The 15,079-nt window shown below is 68.3% G+C and carries 13 protein-coding genes; all 13 read right to left on the bottom strand.

Annotated features, from left to right (window positions below; all coding sequences use genetic code 11):
* Nucleotides 1-17 precede the first annotated feature (17 nt).
* Nucleotides 18-740: an amino acid racemase gene (locus tag R1Z03_RS08190; RefSeq protein ID WP_317360300.1), complete on the bottom strand. Its 723-nt coding sequence runs from the start codon at nt 738-740 to the stop codon at nt 18-20.
* A 40-nt stretch (nt 741-780) separates the two neighbouring features.
* Nucleotides 781-1,599, bottom strand: a complete 819-nt coding sequence (locus R1Z03_RS08185; protein ID WP_317358564.1) for a M55 family metallopeptidase — start codon at nt 1,597-1,599, stop codon at nt 781-783.
* Nucleotides 1,600-1,609: 10 nt separating this feature from the next.
* Nucleotides 1,610-2,698, bottom strand: a complete 1,089-nt coding sequence (locus tag R1Z03_RS08180; RefSeq protein WP_317358562.1) for a P1 family peptidase — start codon at nt 2,696-2,698, stop codon at nt 1,610-1,612.
* Complete coding sequence (gsiD, locus tag R1Z03_RS08175; RefSeq protein ID WP_272568665.1) at nt 2,695-3,633, bottom strand: glutathione ABC transporter permease GsiD; 939 nt, start codon at nt 3,631-3,633, stop codon at nt 2,695-2,697. The genes R1Z03_RS08180 and gsiD overlap by 4 nt, the downstream gene beginning before the upstream one ends.
* A 43-nt stretch (nt 3,634-3,676) precedes the next feature.
* Nucleotides 3,677-4,597, bottom strand: a complete 921-nt coding sequence (gene gsiC, locus R1Z03_RS08170; protein WP_284412092.1) for a glutathione ABC transporter permease GsiC — start codon at nt 4,595-4,597, stop codon at nt 3,677-3,679.
* Between the two features lie 93 nt (nt 4,598-4,690).
* Nucleotides 4,691-6,229, bottom strand: a complete 1,539-nt coding sequence (gsiB, locus tag R1Z03_RS08165) for a glutathione ABC transporter substrate-binding protein GsiB (protein ID WP_317358558.1) — start codon at nt 6,227-6,229, stop codon at nt 4,691-4,693.
* Between the two features lie 97 nt (nt 6,230-6,326).
* Nucleotides 6,327-8,210, bottom strand: a complete 1,884-nt coding sequence (locus tag R1Z03_RS08160; protein WP_317358556.1) for a dipeptide ABC transporter ATP-binding protein — start codon at nt 8,208-8,210, stop codon at nt 6,327-6,329.
* A gap of 75 nt (nt 8,211-8,285) precedes the next feature.
* A complete protein-coding gene (locus R1Z03_RS08155) occupies nt 8,286-9,293 on the bottom strand; it encodes an isoaspartyl peptidase/L-asparaginase (protein WP_317358553.1) in 1,008 nt (335 codons plus the stop codon).
* Between the two features lie 92 nt (nt 9,294-9,385).
* Nucleotides 9,386-10,342 (bottom strand): MurR/RpiR family transcriptional regulator, encoded by a 957-nt coding sequence (locus tag R1Z03_RS08150; protein WP_272568655.1) that lies wholly within the window; start codon nt 10,340-10,342, stop codon nt 9,386-9,388.
* Nucleotides 10,343-10,590: 248 nt separating this feature from the next.
* Complete coding sequence (locus R1Z03_RS08145; RefSeq protein ID WP_317358549.1) at nt 10,591-11,538, bottom strand: tripartite tricarboxylate transporter substrate binding protein; 948 nt, start codon at nt 11,536-11,538, stop codon at nt 10,591-10,593.
* A gap of 190 nt (nt 11,539-11,728) precedes the next feature.
* On the bottom strand, nt 11,729-12,709 hold the full coding sequence (locus R1Z03_RS08140; RefSeq protein ID WP_317358547.1) for a tripartite tricarboxylate transporter substrate binding protein: 981 nt from the start codon (nt 12,707-12,709) through the stop codon (nt 11,729-11,731).
* Nucleotides 12,710-12,793: 84 nt separating this feature from the next.
* Nucleotides 12,794-13,825, bottom strand: a complete 1,032-nt coding sequence (locus tag R1Z03_RS08135) for a hydroxymethylglutaryl-CoA lyase (protein ID WP_317358543.1) — start codon at nt 13,823-13,825, stop codon at nt 12,794-12,796.
* Entirely contained in the window at nt 13,822-15,039 is a 1,218-nt protein-coding gene (locus tag R1Z03_RS08130) for a CoA transferase (protein ID WP_317358540.1), read from the bottom strand. The genes R1Z03_RS08135 and R1Z03_RS08130 overlap by 4 nt, the downstream gene beginning before the upstream one ends.
* Nucleotides 15,040-15,079 lie beyond the last annotated feature (40 nt).

Genomic DNA, 15,079 nt, shown 5'->3' with positions numbered 1-15,079 from the left:
GGCCAAGCCCTGCCGGATCAGTGCCCGACGTGCCCTTCGTAGGCCTTGCGGGCCAGCGCCATGGCCAGGATTTCGGAAGGATCGATCAATGTCCAGCCTTGCGCTTGCGGGGCCTGGGGCAAGGCCAGCGGGATTTCGGTGCAGGCCATGATCAAGGCGATGCCATCGCCATGGCGCCCACGCAACTGCCTGCCCACGCGCGTGAAACATGCCTGCGCCAACGCCAGGTTCCCGGCCTTGACCCCTTGGTAGATGCCCTGCATGAGTTCTTCACGCTCGGAGGAATCGGGAATCACGCATTCGATGCCATGGGCCGCCATGACGGTGTCGTATAGGCCCATGCCGTAGGTGCCTTGCGTGGCCAGCAGCGCCACTTTGCGGATGCCCCGCCGCTGCAATTCGGCGGCAGTCTCACGTGCGATGTGCAGCAGGTCCACGGACGGCACCCGCTCCTGCAGTGCAGCGTGCCAGGCGTGCGCGGTGTTGCACGAGATGGCCACGGCGCGGGCGCCCACGGCAGAGAGTTGCTGCAGCACCCGCGCCATTTCGTCCAACGGCTGCGGTGCGTTTGCATCGCTGAGCGCGCGGGACCGGTCCGCCACCGGGACCTGTGCCATCCAGTGCTCGGGGTATGCCTGGTCCTGAACCGCCAAACCATGGTCCCGCAGCCAGCGCTCGGACGCCTTGAGGAACAGGCGGGCGAAATCCACACCTGCCGCCGGCCCCATGCCGGCCAGGATGCCGACCTTCGCGGGCGCGCCAAAAAATGCGGTTCGCCGTTCATCGCAGCATGCTCGACATGGCCGATAGGCAATTGACCATTCGCACGGCCGACTCGGTGTCCGGTGCCTGAAAGCGCACGGCGTTGGAGGCCGCGCGCTCCAGCGTGGGCCACTGGCAGAACAGATCGGCCAGGGCAGGCGTCTGGGCCTGCACGTCCACCAGAATCTCGCCCTCGATGCGAAAAGGCGGTATGGCAGCACAATCCTGCACGGCTGCCGCCACGCCCGCCCGGATGGCCGCGCAGGACTGCGCGGGCGACAGGCTGATGCCGCTCGTCTGGCCCGTCGCCCGCTTGGTTTGCACGAACCGGGCCTGGGGAAACAGCGGCTGGGTTTCCGCGATGAACACGTCGTCACCCGACCCCATGATCACCGGCGCCCCATAGGCGCCTGCCAGGGCGCCATAGATCCCCGCCTCGCCCAGTTCCTGGCCGTTGAAGGCGATGCGCGCGAAGGCGAAGCTGTTGATGGTGTGGGCCAGTATGCCGCGCCCCTGGGCTCGGGAGTGATAGCCGATGAGGCACACGCCGTCCATGCCCAGTTCCACGCCCGCCACCATGCTCAGGTAGCGGGGCTTGCCCTGGATGGCCTGCGCGCGCTCGTCCAGCAGGTCCGGCGGCATGTTCCGGAAACCACCGTGCGAATCGTTCACGTAAACCTCGGAGGCCCCGGCATCGAAGGCGCCTGCGATCGCCGCGTTGGCCTCGGCCGCCATCAGGCGCCGCGCGCGCTCGTATTCGGGATTGCCGGGCCGCACCTGCTCGGGGTGGTAGACGCCAGCGACGCCTTCGATATCGACGGAAATGAGAATTTTCATGGAGGGGGCTTCAGGAAATCGATGCGGGCAGACAGGGCAGCAACCCGCGCAATGCAGGGCGGTGGTGCCCATCCCGGCCGGTGACGGGCGTGGCATGCCACAGGGCATGGACGATGGCCTGCTCCACGCTGTCGGCCGCTGCCTGGAACAGGCCGTCCAGCAAGGTTTCGTGCAGCATCGGCGTGGCCGGCATGGGCTGGTCCGCCAGATGCGGCAGGGTGTAGCCCGTGGAGAACGCCAGGGCGATGTCGCCGCTGCCATGGCCGTAGACCGAGCCGGTGCGTGCCAGACCTGCGCCCGCGCGCAGGGCCAGGCGGTTCAGTTGGCGGGCATCCAGCGGCGCATCGGTGGCGAGCACCATGATGATGGAGCCGCGTTCGGTCTCCGCAGACTGCGCGCGCGCGCTGTCGTCCAGCAGGGTGGCCACTTCGGCACCGATGGCCTTGCCGCCCCATACCAGGTTCGGAAGCAGCCCGTAGTTGGCCAACACCAGTGCGCCGACCGTGCAGATGCCCCCCTGGCGCAGCGGCACCCGGCGCGACGCCGTGCCGATGCCGCCTTTCAGCTGGAAACTCGACATGCCCCGCCCCGCGCCCACCGAACCCTGTGCCGCGCGCGCGCCGGCGTTGCCGCACGCCGCCAGGTAGTCGCCCCCGTCCAGGGCCATGCGCTGGATGTCGTTCAAAAAACCGTCATTGCACTCCAGCACCAGCGGATTGACCGTGGGCAGCGCCCTGCCCGTCTCCGGATTGGCCTCGATGCATTGGCGGATCTGCGCCTGGGCCATGGCGCCGACAGAGAAGGTGTTGGTCAACGCGATCGGCGTCTCCAGCTGCCCCAGCTCCGCCAACTGCACCAGGCCCACGCTCTTGCCGAAGCCATTGATCACCGCCGCACCGGCCGGCACCTTGTGGCGATAGGGGTCCAGCCCATGCGGATGGATCACGGTGACGCCGGTCTGCACCGGACCGTCATCGCGCGTCGCATGTCCCACGGTCACGCCCGCCACGTCGGTGATGGCATCGAGTGGCCCGGCCAGCAGATTGCCGATGCGTGGCGGCACCAATGCCGCCGTGATGCCTGTCGAAGACGGTCTCATGACTGCCGGTCGATCTTCGGGTCGAGGGCATCGCGCAAGCCGTCCCCCAGCAGATTGAAGGCGAGCACGGTCAGGAAAATGGCCAGGCTGGGGAACAGCGCCACGTGCGGTGCGTTCACCATGTCCGCACGGGCCTCGTTGAGCATGGCGCCCCATTCCGGCGTGGGCGGCTGCGCGCCCATGCCCAGGAACGACAGGCTGGCCGCCGTGATGATCGAGGTGCCCACGCGCATCGTGAAGTACACGACGATCGAAGAGATCGTGCCCGGCAGGATGTGCCGCACGATGATGGTCCAGTCCGACGCACCGATGCTGCGCGCCGATTCGATGTAGGTCATCTGCTTGAGCACCAGCGTGTTGCCGCGCACCAGCCGCGCGAAGGCCGGCACGCTGAACACCGCCACGGCCACGATGACGTTCGTCATGTTGCTGCCCAGGATGGCTACCACGCCGAGCGCCAGCAAGATGCCGGGGAAGGCGAACAGCACGTCCGAGATGCGCATCACCACGCGGTCCCACCATCCCTCGTAGTACCCGGCCAGCAGACCGAGGGTCGTGCCGATCAGGCAGCCGATGAGCACCGACAGGAATCCCGCCGCCAGCGAGATTCGCGCGCCCATCAGGATGCGGCTGAAGATGTCGCGCCCCAGCGGGTCCACGCCGAACCAGTGGACGGCCGACGGCAGTTCGTTCAGCCTTTCGTAGTCGAAAAAGCCTTCGGGGTCGTAAGGCACCAGGACCGGTGCCAGCACGGCCACCAGCACCAGCAGCAGCACGAAAGCCAGCGCCACCATGGCCACGCGCTGCTTCTTGAACTTGCGCCAGAACTCGCGCCAGGGCGTGCGGACCGCGCCGGAACTGGCAGCGGCAGGCGCCACCGAGGCGGCCGCCAGTTGCGCGGCATCGGGAGGCGTGGGGATGGAGGGCGTGGTCATACCGTCTCTTCGTGTTCGTGGAATGGGATGCAGGCCGCCGTGGTCACTTGTAGCGGATGGTGGGATTGATGAAGCCGTAGAGCATGTCCACCACGAGATTGATGAGGATGAACTCCAGCGAGAACAGCAGCACCAGCGTCTGGATCACGGGGTAGTCCCGCATGGTCACGGCATCCACCAGCAGGCGACCCAGGCCCGGCCAGTTGAAGACGGCCTCCACCACGATGGAGCCGCCCAGCAGGAAGCCGAACTGCAGCCCCATCATGGTGATGACGGGAATGAGCGCATTGCGCAGGCAATGCTTCAAGATCACGAGGCGCTCGTTGAGCCCCTTGGCGCGCGCCGTGCGCACGAAGTCTTCCTGCACCACCTCGACGAACGACGCGCGGGTGAAGCGCGCCATCACCGCGGCAACGGCCGCCCCCAACGTGATGGAGGGCAGGATGTAGTGCTGCCAGCTTGCCGCACCCACCGTGGGCAACCAGCCCAGGTTGACCGAGAACACCTGCATCAGCACCATGCCCAGCGCGAACGCGGGAAACGAGATACCCGATACCGCCAGCGTCATGCCCAGCCGGTCGGGCCATTGGTTGCGATACACGGCCGAGATGATGCCGATGCCCATGCCGAAGATGACCGCCCAGACCATGCTGGTGACCGTGAGCGCCAGCGTGGGCATGAAGCGCTCGCCGATCTCGGCCGCCACCGTGCGGCCGGTGCGGATGGACTTGCCGAAGTCGCCCTGAACCATGCGCGTGAAGAAGTGCACGAACTGCTCGGGCAGCGGCCTGTCCAGGCCCAGGTCGTGGCGCACTACCGCGACGGCGGCCTCGTCGGCGTCCTGCCCCGCCGCCAGGCGCGCGGGGTCGCCGGGCAGCATGTGGACGAACAGGAACACCAGCACAGCCACGATCAGCAGCGTGGGCAAGAGTCCCAGCAGTCGTTTGAGAAAGTAGTTCAGCATGGGTGCGGCGCTGCGGGCGCAGCGATGTGTTTTTTGATGAAAACAGGAGCAGCCCGCGCACGCCAGATTGGCGCGCGGGGCGGTCTTGGCCTGTTATTTCAGGTCGATCTCGTCGCTGTTGATGTTGCCGTCGGGCATCACATGCACACCGGACAGGCGCTTGGCGTGGGCGTACAGCACGTCCTCCGTCACCAGCGGGATGCGCGGCAGGTCCTTGGCGAGTTGCTCCTGCGCGGTCTTGTAGAGCGCCGCGCGCTCGGCGCCGTTGGTGGTCAGCAGCGCCTTGGCGATGGACTCGTCCACCACGGGGTTGCTATAGAAGGCGTAGTTCGCCAGCTTCGGCGCCCATGACTCCGTGGAGAACAGGGGGCGCAACGCCCAGTCGGCCTCGCCGGTGGAGGAAGACCAGCCGATGTAGTACAGGCGCACCTTGGCGGTCTTGGGATCGGGCCATGAATCCACCTGCTCGGCGCGCTGGCCGGGCTCCAGTGCCTGCACCGACACCTTGATGCCGACCTGCTGCAACTGCTGCTGGATGAACTGGATCACCTTCTGGCTGGTGGTGTTGTTGTAGCCGCTCCACAACACGGATTCGAAACCGTTGGGGTAGCCCGCTTCCTTCAGCAGTTCCTTGGCCTTGGCCACGTTGTAGGGAATGGGCTGCATCTTCACCGCGTATTCCACGCCCTGCGGCACGAAGCCCTGGGCCGGGAAGGCATGGCCGTTGAAGGCCACCTTGGCCAGCGCTTCCTTGTTGATGGCGTAGCCGATGGCTTCGCGCACCTTGGGGTTGTCATACGGCTTTTGCAGCATGTTGAAGGTGAGGAAGCGCTGGATGATCGACGGCGCGGACACCACCGTGACCTTGTCGCTCTTCTTGAGCGTGGCGATCTGCTCATAGGGCAGCGTGAAGGCGAAGTCGGCCTCGCCCGTCTGCAGCATGGCAGCGCGGGTGTTGTTCTCGATCACAGGCTTCCAGGTGACCTGATCGACCTTGGGATAGCCCTTCTTCCAGTAGCCCGCGAACTTCTTGCCCACGATGGCCTCGGTCTGCTTCCATTCGACGAACTCGAACGGGCCGGTGCCCACGGGGTGGAAGGCGATGTCCTTGCTGCCCCACTTGGCCAGCGCGGCGGGCGAGATCATCGCGGCCGAGGCGTGGGCCAGCGCATTGATGAAGGGGCCGAAGGGCTCCTTGAGCGTGATGCGCAGCGTGGTCGGGTTCACGGCCTCGACTTTGGCGACGCGGTTGAACTGGTTGGCGCGCAGCAGGCGGTTCTCGGGGTTCATCACGCGGTCGAGGGTGGTCTTGGCCGCGGCGGCGTTGAAGTCGGTGCCGTCGTGGAACTTGACGCCCGAGCGCAGCTTGAAGGTATAGACGAGGCCGTCGTTCGACACTTCGTAGCTCTCGGCCAGCACGTTCTTGACCTTCATGTCCTTGTCGAACGCGAACAGGCCTTCATAGAAACTCTTGGTCACGGCCGTGGTGATGGTCGTGTTGGTGTTGTAGGGGTCGAGCGTCTCGGGCTGCTGGTAGATGGCCAGCACGGCGTTGCCGGCGGCCAGCGCGGAGCCGGACATGGCCAGGGCCAGCAGGCTGAAGGCGATGCGGCGGGTGGAAGCTTTCTTCATGGGTGAACTCCGGTGTGGAAAAGATCAGGGGTTTTCAAAATGGATAGCTGCTTTCGCTTGTCAGGCAAGCGCTGAAGGTCGATTTGAGTTGGAAACATCACCCCCCTTGCGGCGCCACGAAATGGCCGGGTCCCACCTGCACCATCGGCAGCACCACGGGCTCGTCGCCCACCGCGCGGATGGGGCTGGGAATGTCCCCCTCCAGCAGCGTGCGCCGGAGGTGCCGGCGCGCCGGGTCGGCGACGGGCACGGCGGACATGAGCTTTTTGGTATAGGCATGCTGCGGGTTCTCGAAGATCGCGCGGCGCGGTCCGATCTCCACGATCTGGCCGAGGAACATCACCGCCACGCGGTGGCTGATGCGCTCGACGACGGCCATGTCGTGCGAGATGAAAAGAAACGCCACCCCCAGCTCGCGCTGCAGGTCCAGCATCAGGTTGACGATCTGCGCCTGGATGGACACATCCAGTGCCGACACGGATTCGTCCGCCACCACCACCTTGGGGTTGAGGGCCAGCGCCCGTGCGATGGCGATGCGCTGGCGCTGGCCGCCCGAGAACTCGTGCGGGTAGCGCTGCGCGTAGTCGCGCGGCAGCCCCACCTTTTCCAGCAGCCAGTCCACGCGCTCCTGCGCCTGCCGGCCGCTGGCCACCTTGTGCACCAGCAGCGGCTCCATGATCGAAAAGCCGACGGTCAGGCGCGGGTCGAGGGAGGCGAACGGGTCCTGGAAAATGAACTGGATGTCGCGGCGCAGCGCCTGGACCTCGCTCGTGGGCAGGTCCAGGATGTTGCGCCCGCCGAACTCGATGGCACCGCTCTGGCTGTCCACCAGCCGCAGCAGCGAGCGGCCCGTGGTGGACTTGCCGCAGCCGGACTCGCCCACCAGCGCCAGCGTCTCGCCCGGATAGAGATCGAAGCTCACCTTCTCCACCGCGTGCACGCGGCGCTTGACGCGGTTGAACAGCCCCGAGCGCAGGTCGAAACGCGTCACCAGATCTTTCACCCGCAGGATGGGCTGGGCCCCTGCGGGGCGCGTATCCACCGGCGTGGACTGCAGCGCTTGCACCGTCTCGGCATCACCGGAAGGTCGCAGCAGTTCGAAATGCCGCGGCAGGTCGGTGCCCTGCATGGCACCCAGCTTGGGCACGGCCGACAGCAGCGCCTGCGTGTAGGCATGCTGCGGGGCGGCGAAGATCTGGGCGGAAGGGCCCTCTTCCACCTTGTCGCCGCGGTACATGACCAGCACGCGGTCGGCCACCTCGGCCACCACGCCCATGTCGTGGGTGATGAAGATCACGCCCATGCGCATCTCTTCCTGCAGCTGGCGGATCAGCTGCAGGATCTGCGCCTGGATGGTCACGTCCAGCGCGGTGGTGGGCTCGTCGGCGATCAGCAGCTGGGGCTTGCACGACAGCGCCATGGCGATCATCACGCGCTGGCGCATGCCGCCGGACAGTTGGTGCGGAAACCGGTCGAGCACGTTGCGCGCCTCGGGAATGCGCACCAGCTCCAGCATGCGCAGCGCCTCGGCGCGCGCCGCCGCCCGGTCCTTGCCCTGGTGGTAGCGAATGGACTCCGCGATCTGCTCGCCCGCAGTGAAGACGGGGTTCAGCGAGGTCATGGGCTCCTGGAAGATCATGGCCACGTCGGCGCCGCGCACCGACTGCAGCGTGGCGTTGCTGGCGCGGCGCATGTCCAGCACCTGGCCGCTGCTGCGGCGCAGCGCGATGGAGCCGCCCACGATCTTTCCGCCGCCATGCTCGACCAGCCGCATCAGCGCCAGCGAGGTGACGGACTTGCCCGAGCCCGACTCGCCCACGATGGCCAGCGTTTCGCCCCGGTCCACGTGGAAGGACAGGTTGCGCACGGCGTCCACCGTGCGCTCGGAATTGGCAAAGCGGACCGTCATATCGTCCACGGCCAGCACGCGCTGCTCTGCAAGGGCCAGGGAGGTCGTCGCGCTCGAAGGGGTTGGGGTCATGGCAGGACAGGGATAGGAAATTCGGTCAGGCGATCAGGCAGCCAGTCGGTCGGTCGATGCATCGGCCCGTGGGCTTCATGTATCCGGCGTGCGGAAGATGAAGGACTCGGCCGCGTGGCCGACGCGAGCCAGCCCGCGGTACATGCCCTCGGTGTTGAACGGCAGGCACACGTTGCCGTGGCGGTCCACCGCAATCAGGCCCCCGGTGCCGCCCACGGCAGGCAGCGCGCCATGCACCACGGCATCGACAGCCGCCTCCAGCGAGGCGCCGCCGTAGGCCATGCGCGCGCAGATGTCGTGCGCCGCGCTCACGCGGATGAAGGCTTCGCCATGCCCCGTGCACGACACGGCGGCCGTGCGGTCGTCCGCATAGGTGCCCGCGCCGATGAGCGGGCTGTCGCCCACGCGGCCGGGGCGCTTGTTGGTCATGCCGCCCGTGGAGGTGGCCGCCGCGAGGTGGCCCTGGGCATCCAGCGCCACCGCGCCCACGGTGCCCATCTTGCGGTCTTCGTCCAGCGCGCGGCCGGACAGGCCGGCCATTGCAGCGGCCCCGTCGTGGTCCAGCACGGCGCCCGACTGGCGGGCCTGCGCGGCCAGCAACTGGGCGCGCCGGGCTTCGGTCGAAAAGTAGTGGGGCTCGACCATGGCCAGCCCCGCATCGCGCGCCAGGCGCTCGGCGCCCTCGCCCGCCATGAGGACATGCTGGCCCTGGCGCAGCACCGCGCGGGCCGCCAGGATGGGGTTGCGCACGTGGCGCACGCCGGCCACCGCGCCGGCCGCCAGCGTGGCGCCCTCCATCAGCGCGGCATCCAGTTCATGGGTCGCGTCGGCGGTGAACACGGCGCCATGCCCGGCGTTGAAGAGCGGGCAATCTTCCAGCAACTGCACGGCCGTGCACACCGCATCGGCGGCGGACCCGCCCTGCTCCAGCACCGCCTGCCCGGCGCGCAGCACGTCCTGCAGCACACCGTGGTAGGCCCGCTCCTGCCGGGCGTCGATCTGCGCGCGGCTCAGCGTGCCGGCACCGCCGTGGATGGCGATCACCGGAACGGGACGCCCGGAAGGAGACGGAAAAACGGTCATGGAAGAAGCGGCGAAACCGGTCAGCGAAGTGGATGGGAACGAATCAATCGGCCAGGCGAAAGGCGATCGGGAGCGATGGATACGGCCGCCGTTCAGGCGCGGCCACTGCCCTTGGCAGCGGGCTTCCTGGCGGTGGTGTCGGCCGAGCGTGGCGCCAGCCGCGTGCGCGAGCTGTCGTGCAGCCAGGGCAGCACCGCCTCGGTCATGCGTGCCGCGGTCTTCACCGACTCCTTCGCCTGGTGCGCCACTGCGCTGGTGAGCGCCTCGATCATGGCCAGCGCCGACGATTCGGAATTGGCCGCATACTGGTTTTCGGTCTGCGCGAACAGGCAGCCGTGGGCGAAGGGCACCAGGGGCGACTGCAGCCCGTCGGTCAATGCCAGCACGCGCACGCCGCGCTCGAAGGCGCCCTGCGCCAGCACGACGGTGTCGGTCAGGTAGCGGGGGTAGCTGATGGCGATGAACAGGTCTTCCTCGCCCATGCGAGGCAGCAGCCGCGCGCCGTAGGACGCACCCGCCACCCCGGCCAGCAGGTGCACGCCGTCGCAATGCGCATCCAGCCCGCGCTGCAGCAGCCCGGCGAGCCAGCCACTGGCGCCGAAGCCGGCCAGGTAGATGCGCCGCGCCCCCACGATGGCCTGCACGGCGGCCTCGCACGCGGCCGGGTCCAGGGCCTCACGCGTGGCGGCGATGTTGCGCTGGCTTTCCTCCAGCGCGGCGGCGAACACATCGCCGATGCTGCTGGGCTTTTCCAGCTTGATGCGCATCTTCTCAATGGGCGCCAGCATGGCTTCGAAACCGCGCACCAGCTCGGCCCGCAGCATGGGGTAGCCGTCCAGGCCGATGGCCCGGGCGAAGCGGTTGGCTGTTGCGATGGAAACGCCCACCGCCGCCGCGAGTTCGTCGATGGGCATGGTGGCCGCCTGCAGCGGGTGGGCCAGCACGTAGTCCGCCATCTGCTGGTGCGACCGCGTGAGCGTGGGGCGCACCCGGCCGATGCGGATGGCGATCGTGGGGGCTTCGGTGCTCGGGTCGGGAACAGCGGACATGGGACAGGTGCCAGGTGGGTGGGGGAAAGCGTTCAGCCGTTTTTGATAAAAAATTTACAACACCGTCATATTAAAGAAAAAATTCAATCATTCAAAGAATTTTTACAAGCGCATGACGGGCCCGTGCACGGCGGCCCTCCCTTTGTCTCGGCGCACAGCGCTGCGCACAAAGCAAAAAGCCCTGCGCGCTGCGCAGGGCTTCGATGGCTGAAGGGCCCTCAGCGGGCGGCCCGAGGGGCAAGGAACGATCAGTCCGCCTCGATCCTGGAGGCCTTGACCACTTGTGCCCAGTTGGCCAGATCGGCCTTCACCCGCTCGGCGAGCGGTTGCGGTCCCTGGTAGTCGGCGGTGGCACCCTGCTCCAGGGCCTTTTGCTGGAATGCGGGGTTTTGCACCACGGTGCGCACATCGGCCACCAGCTTGTCCACCACCGCCTTGGGCACATGGGCCGGAGCGAACAGCGCGAACCACGACGTGGCATCCACCTTGGGGCAGCCCGCCTCGGCGGTGGTGGGCACGTCCGGCAGGCTGGCCAGGCGCTGCTTTCCGGTGACCGCCAGCACGCGCAGCTTGCCGGCCTGGATGTGGGGCATGAACGGTGGCGCGGTGCCGAAGGTCAGATCCACCTGCCCGCCCAGCAGATCCTGCAGCGCCGGGCCGGTGCCTTTGTACGGCACGTGCACCATCTTCACGCCGCCCTGCTGCTCCAGCATGGCACCGGTGACGTGCTGCAGCGAGCCGTTGCCGGACGAGGCGTAGTTGAGCTTGCCGGGATGCGCCTTGGCGTAGGCGATCAGATCGGCCAGCGTCTTCACGGGCAGGCCGTCGCGCACGACGATGATCTGCGGCGCCGACAGCACGTTCGCGATGGGTTGGAAATCGCCCGGCTCCCATTGCTTTTGCCGGGTGAGCAGCGGTGAGATCACGTGATAGCCCGAGTACTGCATGAGCAGCGTGTATCCATCGGGCTCGGCCCGCTTGACGGCACCGGCGGCGATGTTGCCGTTGCCGCCGCCCTTGTTGTCCACCACCACCGACTGGCCCAGCACCGGGCCCAGGGCCTGCGCGAGCATGCGCGCGGACAGGTCCGTGGTGCCGCCCGCGGCGGTGGGCACCACCAGGGTCACCGGCTTGTTCGGATAGCCGCCCTGCGCCCAGGCGGGGCCGGCGAAGGCCGCAGCCAGCGCGATGGCCATCGCCGCCAGGCGACGGGATGCGCAAGGGGTGGTCGGGGTGACCGTTGTCGCTTTCGCTGTCGTTGTCGTTGTCGTTGTCGTTGTCGTTCTCATGTCATGTCTCCTTGGTTTTTTGAAATTCAAAAGAAAAAAAGCCCTGCGGCGGCAGGTCGAGCCCCGCCCTCGGTCCGCACGGCCGGTCGGCCTGCCGTCAATCCAGCTTGGCCCCGGTGTCCTTCACCGCCCGGCCCCAGCGCGCGAGGTCGTCCCGCACCAGCGCCGCCAGCTGAGCCGAGTTGCCCTTGTAGGGCTCGCACCCCACGGCGGCGAGCCGCTCGGCCACGTCTTTCTGCTCCAGCGCCTTGGTCACCTCGGCCTGCAGCCGCGCGACCACGGCGGGCGAGGTGCCGGCCGGCGCGAAAAGCCCGTACCACGGTGTCTGGCCGAAACCCGCCAGCGTCTCGCCGATGGTGGGCACGTCCGGCAAGGCCGCCACGCGCCGCGTGTTCACCACGCCCAACACCTTGAGCTTGCCGGCCTTGATGAAGGCGATGGAGGACGGCAGGCTCTGCACCGACAGCGGCACCTGCCCACCCACCACGTCCGTGGCCGCCGCGGCGGAGCCCTTGTAGGGCACGTGCTGCAGCGTGATGCCCGCGGTCTTTTGCAGCATCTCGCCGATCAGGTGGTTGAGCGTGCCATTGCCCGCCGAGGCGATGGCGTACTGGCCCGGGTGCGCCTTGGCCAGCGCCACCAGCTCGGCCACGTTGGACGCGGGAAACGCCGGGTTCGCCACCAGCACGTAGCCCGCCGTGGCCAGCGGCGCCACCGGCTCGAAATCCTTCACCGGGTCGAACCCCGTGTGCTGGTAGAGCCAGGGGTTGATGACCTGCGCGCTGTCCGCCGTGAGCAGCAGGGTGTAGCCGTCCGGCCGGGCCTTGGCCGCCGCGGCCGTGCCCACATTGCCGCCCGCGCCGGGCCGGTTGTCCACCACCACCGGCTGGCCCAGCTGTTCCGACAGCTTTTGCGCCACCACCCGGGCGATCGCGTCGTTGGCGCCACCGGCCTGCTGCGGCACCACGAGGGTGATCGCGCGCTGGGGGTAGCCCGCCTGCGCCAGGGCTGTGCCCGCCATGCCGCACAGCAGCGTGCCCAGCGCCGCGCGGCGCGAGAGTGAATGCGTGTCCATCATTTTTGTCTCCTTGGGTTTTTGTCGATGCATCGCGCCGCGACGGCCCGCGGGCCTTCCCGCGGGAAAGCCGCTGCCGCCCGGCGTTCAGGCGGCTTCGCGTGCCCGTGCCCGGTCGCGGATCGCCTCGAAGCCGTCCGGCACCGGGTGCAGGTCCAGCCGGCGCCCCGCCTTCACGATCTGGCTGGGAATGTCGTGGCCGATCAGCCCGGGCAACCGGGCCGCCGCGGGGATCAGCTGCGAAAGATCCACGCCCGTGTCGTAACCCATCCATTGCAGCGCGTGCGCGACCTCCTCGCTGCACACATTGCCCGACGCACCCGGCGCATAGGGGCAGCCACCCAGGCCGCCGAGCGACGCATCGAAACGGTCCGCCCCCGCATCGATGGCGGCGAGCACGTTCGCCAGCCCCATGCCGCGCGTGTTGTGAAAGTGCAGCGTGAAATCCACGCCCGGCCAGCGCGCCCGGGCGGCGGCGGTGAGCTGCGCCACCTGGGTCGGATACGCCATGCCGGTCGTGTCGCACAGGGTGATGCCGCGCACACCCAGGTCGGCGAAGCGCTGCACCCAGCCGAACACCTGCGCCGGCGCCACGTCGCCTTCCATCGGGCAGCCGAACACGCACGACAGGGACACGTTCACCGCCACGCCCGCGGCCTGGGCGGTGGCCACCACCTGCGACAGCGCCGCGAACGACTGCGCGCGCGCCATGCGCAGGTTGGCCAGGTTGTGCGTCTCGCTGGCGGACATGACCAGGTTCAGCTCGTCGGTGTGCGCCTCGATGGCGCGCTCGGCGCCGCGCACGTTGGGCACCAGCGCGCTGTACACCGTGCCGGGGCGCCGCACGATCTCGCGCATCACGATCTCGGCATCGCGCAGCGCCGGTATCGCCGTGGGCGAGACGAACGCCGTCACCTCGATCTTCGACAGGCCCGCCGCCGACAGCGCATCGACCAGCGCGATCTTGTCTGCCGTGGGCACGAAGGCCTGCTCCATCTGCAGGCCGTCGCGCGTTCCCACTTCCTGCAGGTGGATGCGGCGGCCGTTGCCGCTCCACACGCCGGCCCGGGCTTCGCGCGTTTCATCCGCCCCGTTCGACGGGTTGCGAGTCGCGGTCATTGGATCACCCCCTTGCTGCGCAGCAGCGCGATCTGTTCGGCGGTCAGGCCCGCCTCGGCCAGCACCGCATCGGTGTCGTCGCCCAGGTGCGGCGCACTGGAGCGGATCGTGCCCGGCGTGCCCGACAGCTTGGGCACGATGCCCGGCACCTCGACCACATAGCCGTCGCGCGTGGTCTGCGGCAGCAGCATGTCTCGGGCGCGGTAGTGCGGGTCTTCGGCGATGTCCTGCGCCGTGTACACCTTGCCGGCGGGCACGCGGGCGGCGCCCAGGCCCTCCAGCACTGCCTGCACGGTGCGCCCGGCCGTCCATTCGCCGATGGCCGCGTCGATCTCCGCCACCCGGGCCACCCGCCCGGCATTGCTGCCCAGGTCGGGCGCCGCCGCCAGGTCGGGCCGGCCGATGGCCTCCATCAGCCGCTTGAAGATGCTGTCGCCATTGCCTGCCACCAGCACCCAGCCATCGGTGCACGGATACGCGTTGGACGGCGCGATGCCCGGCAGCGCGCTGCCGGCTGCATCGCGCACGGCACCGAAGGCGCTGTACTCGGGAATGAGGCTCTCCATCACGTTGAATACGGCTTCGTGCAGCGCCACGTCGATCACCTGGCCTTTGCCGCCGTTCACCTTGCGGTGGTAGAGCGCCGTCAGCACGCCCACGGCGCCGTGCAGCGCCGCCAGCGTGTCGCCGATGGAGACGCCCACGCGCACCGGCACGCGGCCGGGCTCGCCCGTCAGGTGGCGCAGGCCACCCATCGCCTCGCCGATCATTCCGAAGCCCGGCAGATCGCGGTAGGGGCCGGTCTGCCCGTAGCCCGAGATGCGCAGGATCACCAGCCCGGGGTTGAGCGCATGCAGCGCCTCGGGCGACATGCCCCAGTCCTCCAGCGTGCCGGGGCGAAAGTTCTCGATCAGCACATCGGCCTCGGCGATGAGCCGGCGTGCGATGTCCTGCCCTTCCGGCTGGCGCAGGTCCAGCGCCAGCGAACGCTTGTTGCGCGACTGCACCTGCCACCACACCGAGGTGCCTTCCTTGATCAGCCGCCAGTTGCGCAGCGGATCGCCCGCGCCGGGCGCCTCGATCTTCACCACATCGGCCCCGAACTCGCCCAGCGTCTTGCCGCAAAACGGCCCGGCGATCAACTGGCCCATCTCGATCACCCGCACCCCGGCCAGGGCGACGGGGGCTGCTGTCGTATCCGTCGTCGTCGTCATTCCTGTCGCGTCCCTTCGTTCGAATGGCGCGGATCATGCC

The organism is Acidovorax sp. BLS4, from assembly GCF_032929295.1.
In the GTDB taxonomy this organism is placed as follows: Bacteria; Pseudomonadota; Gammaproteobacteria; order Burkholderiales; family Burkholderiaceae_C; genus Paracidovorax.
This window is presented reverse-complemented; position numbering and strand designations above follow the sequence as displayed.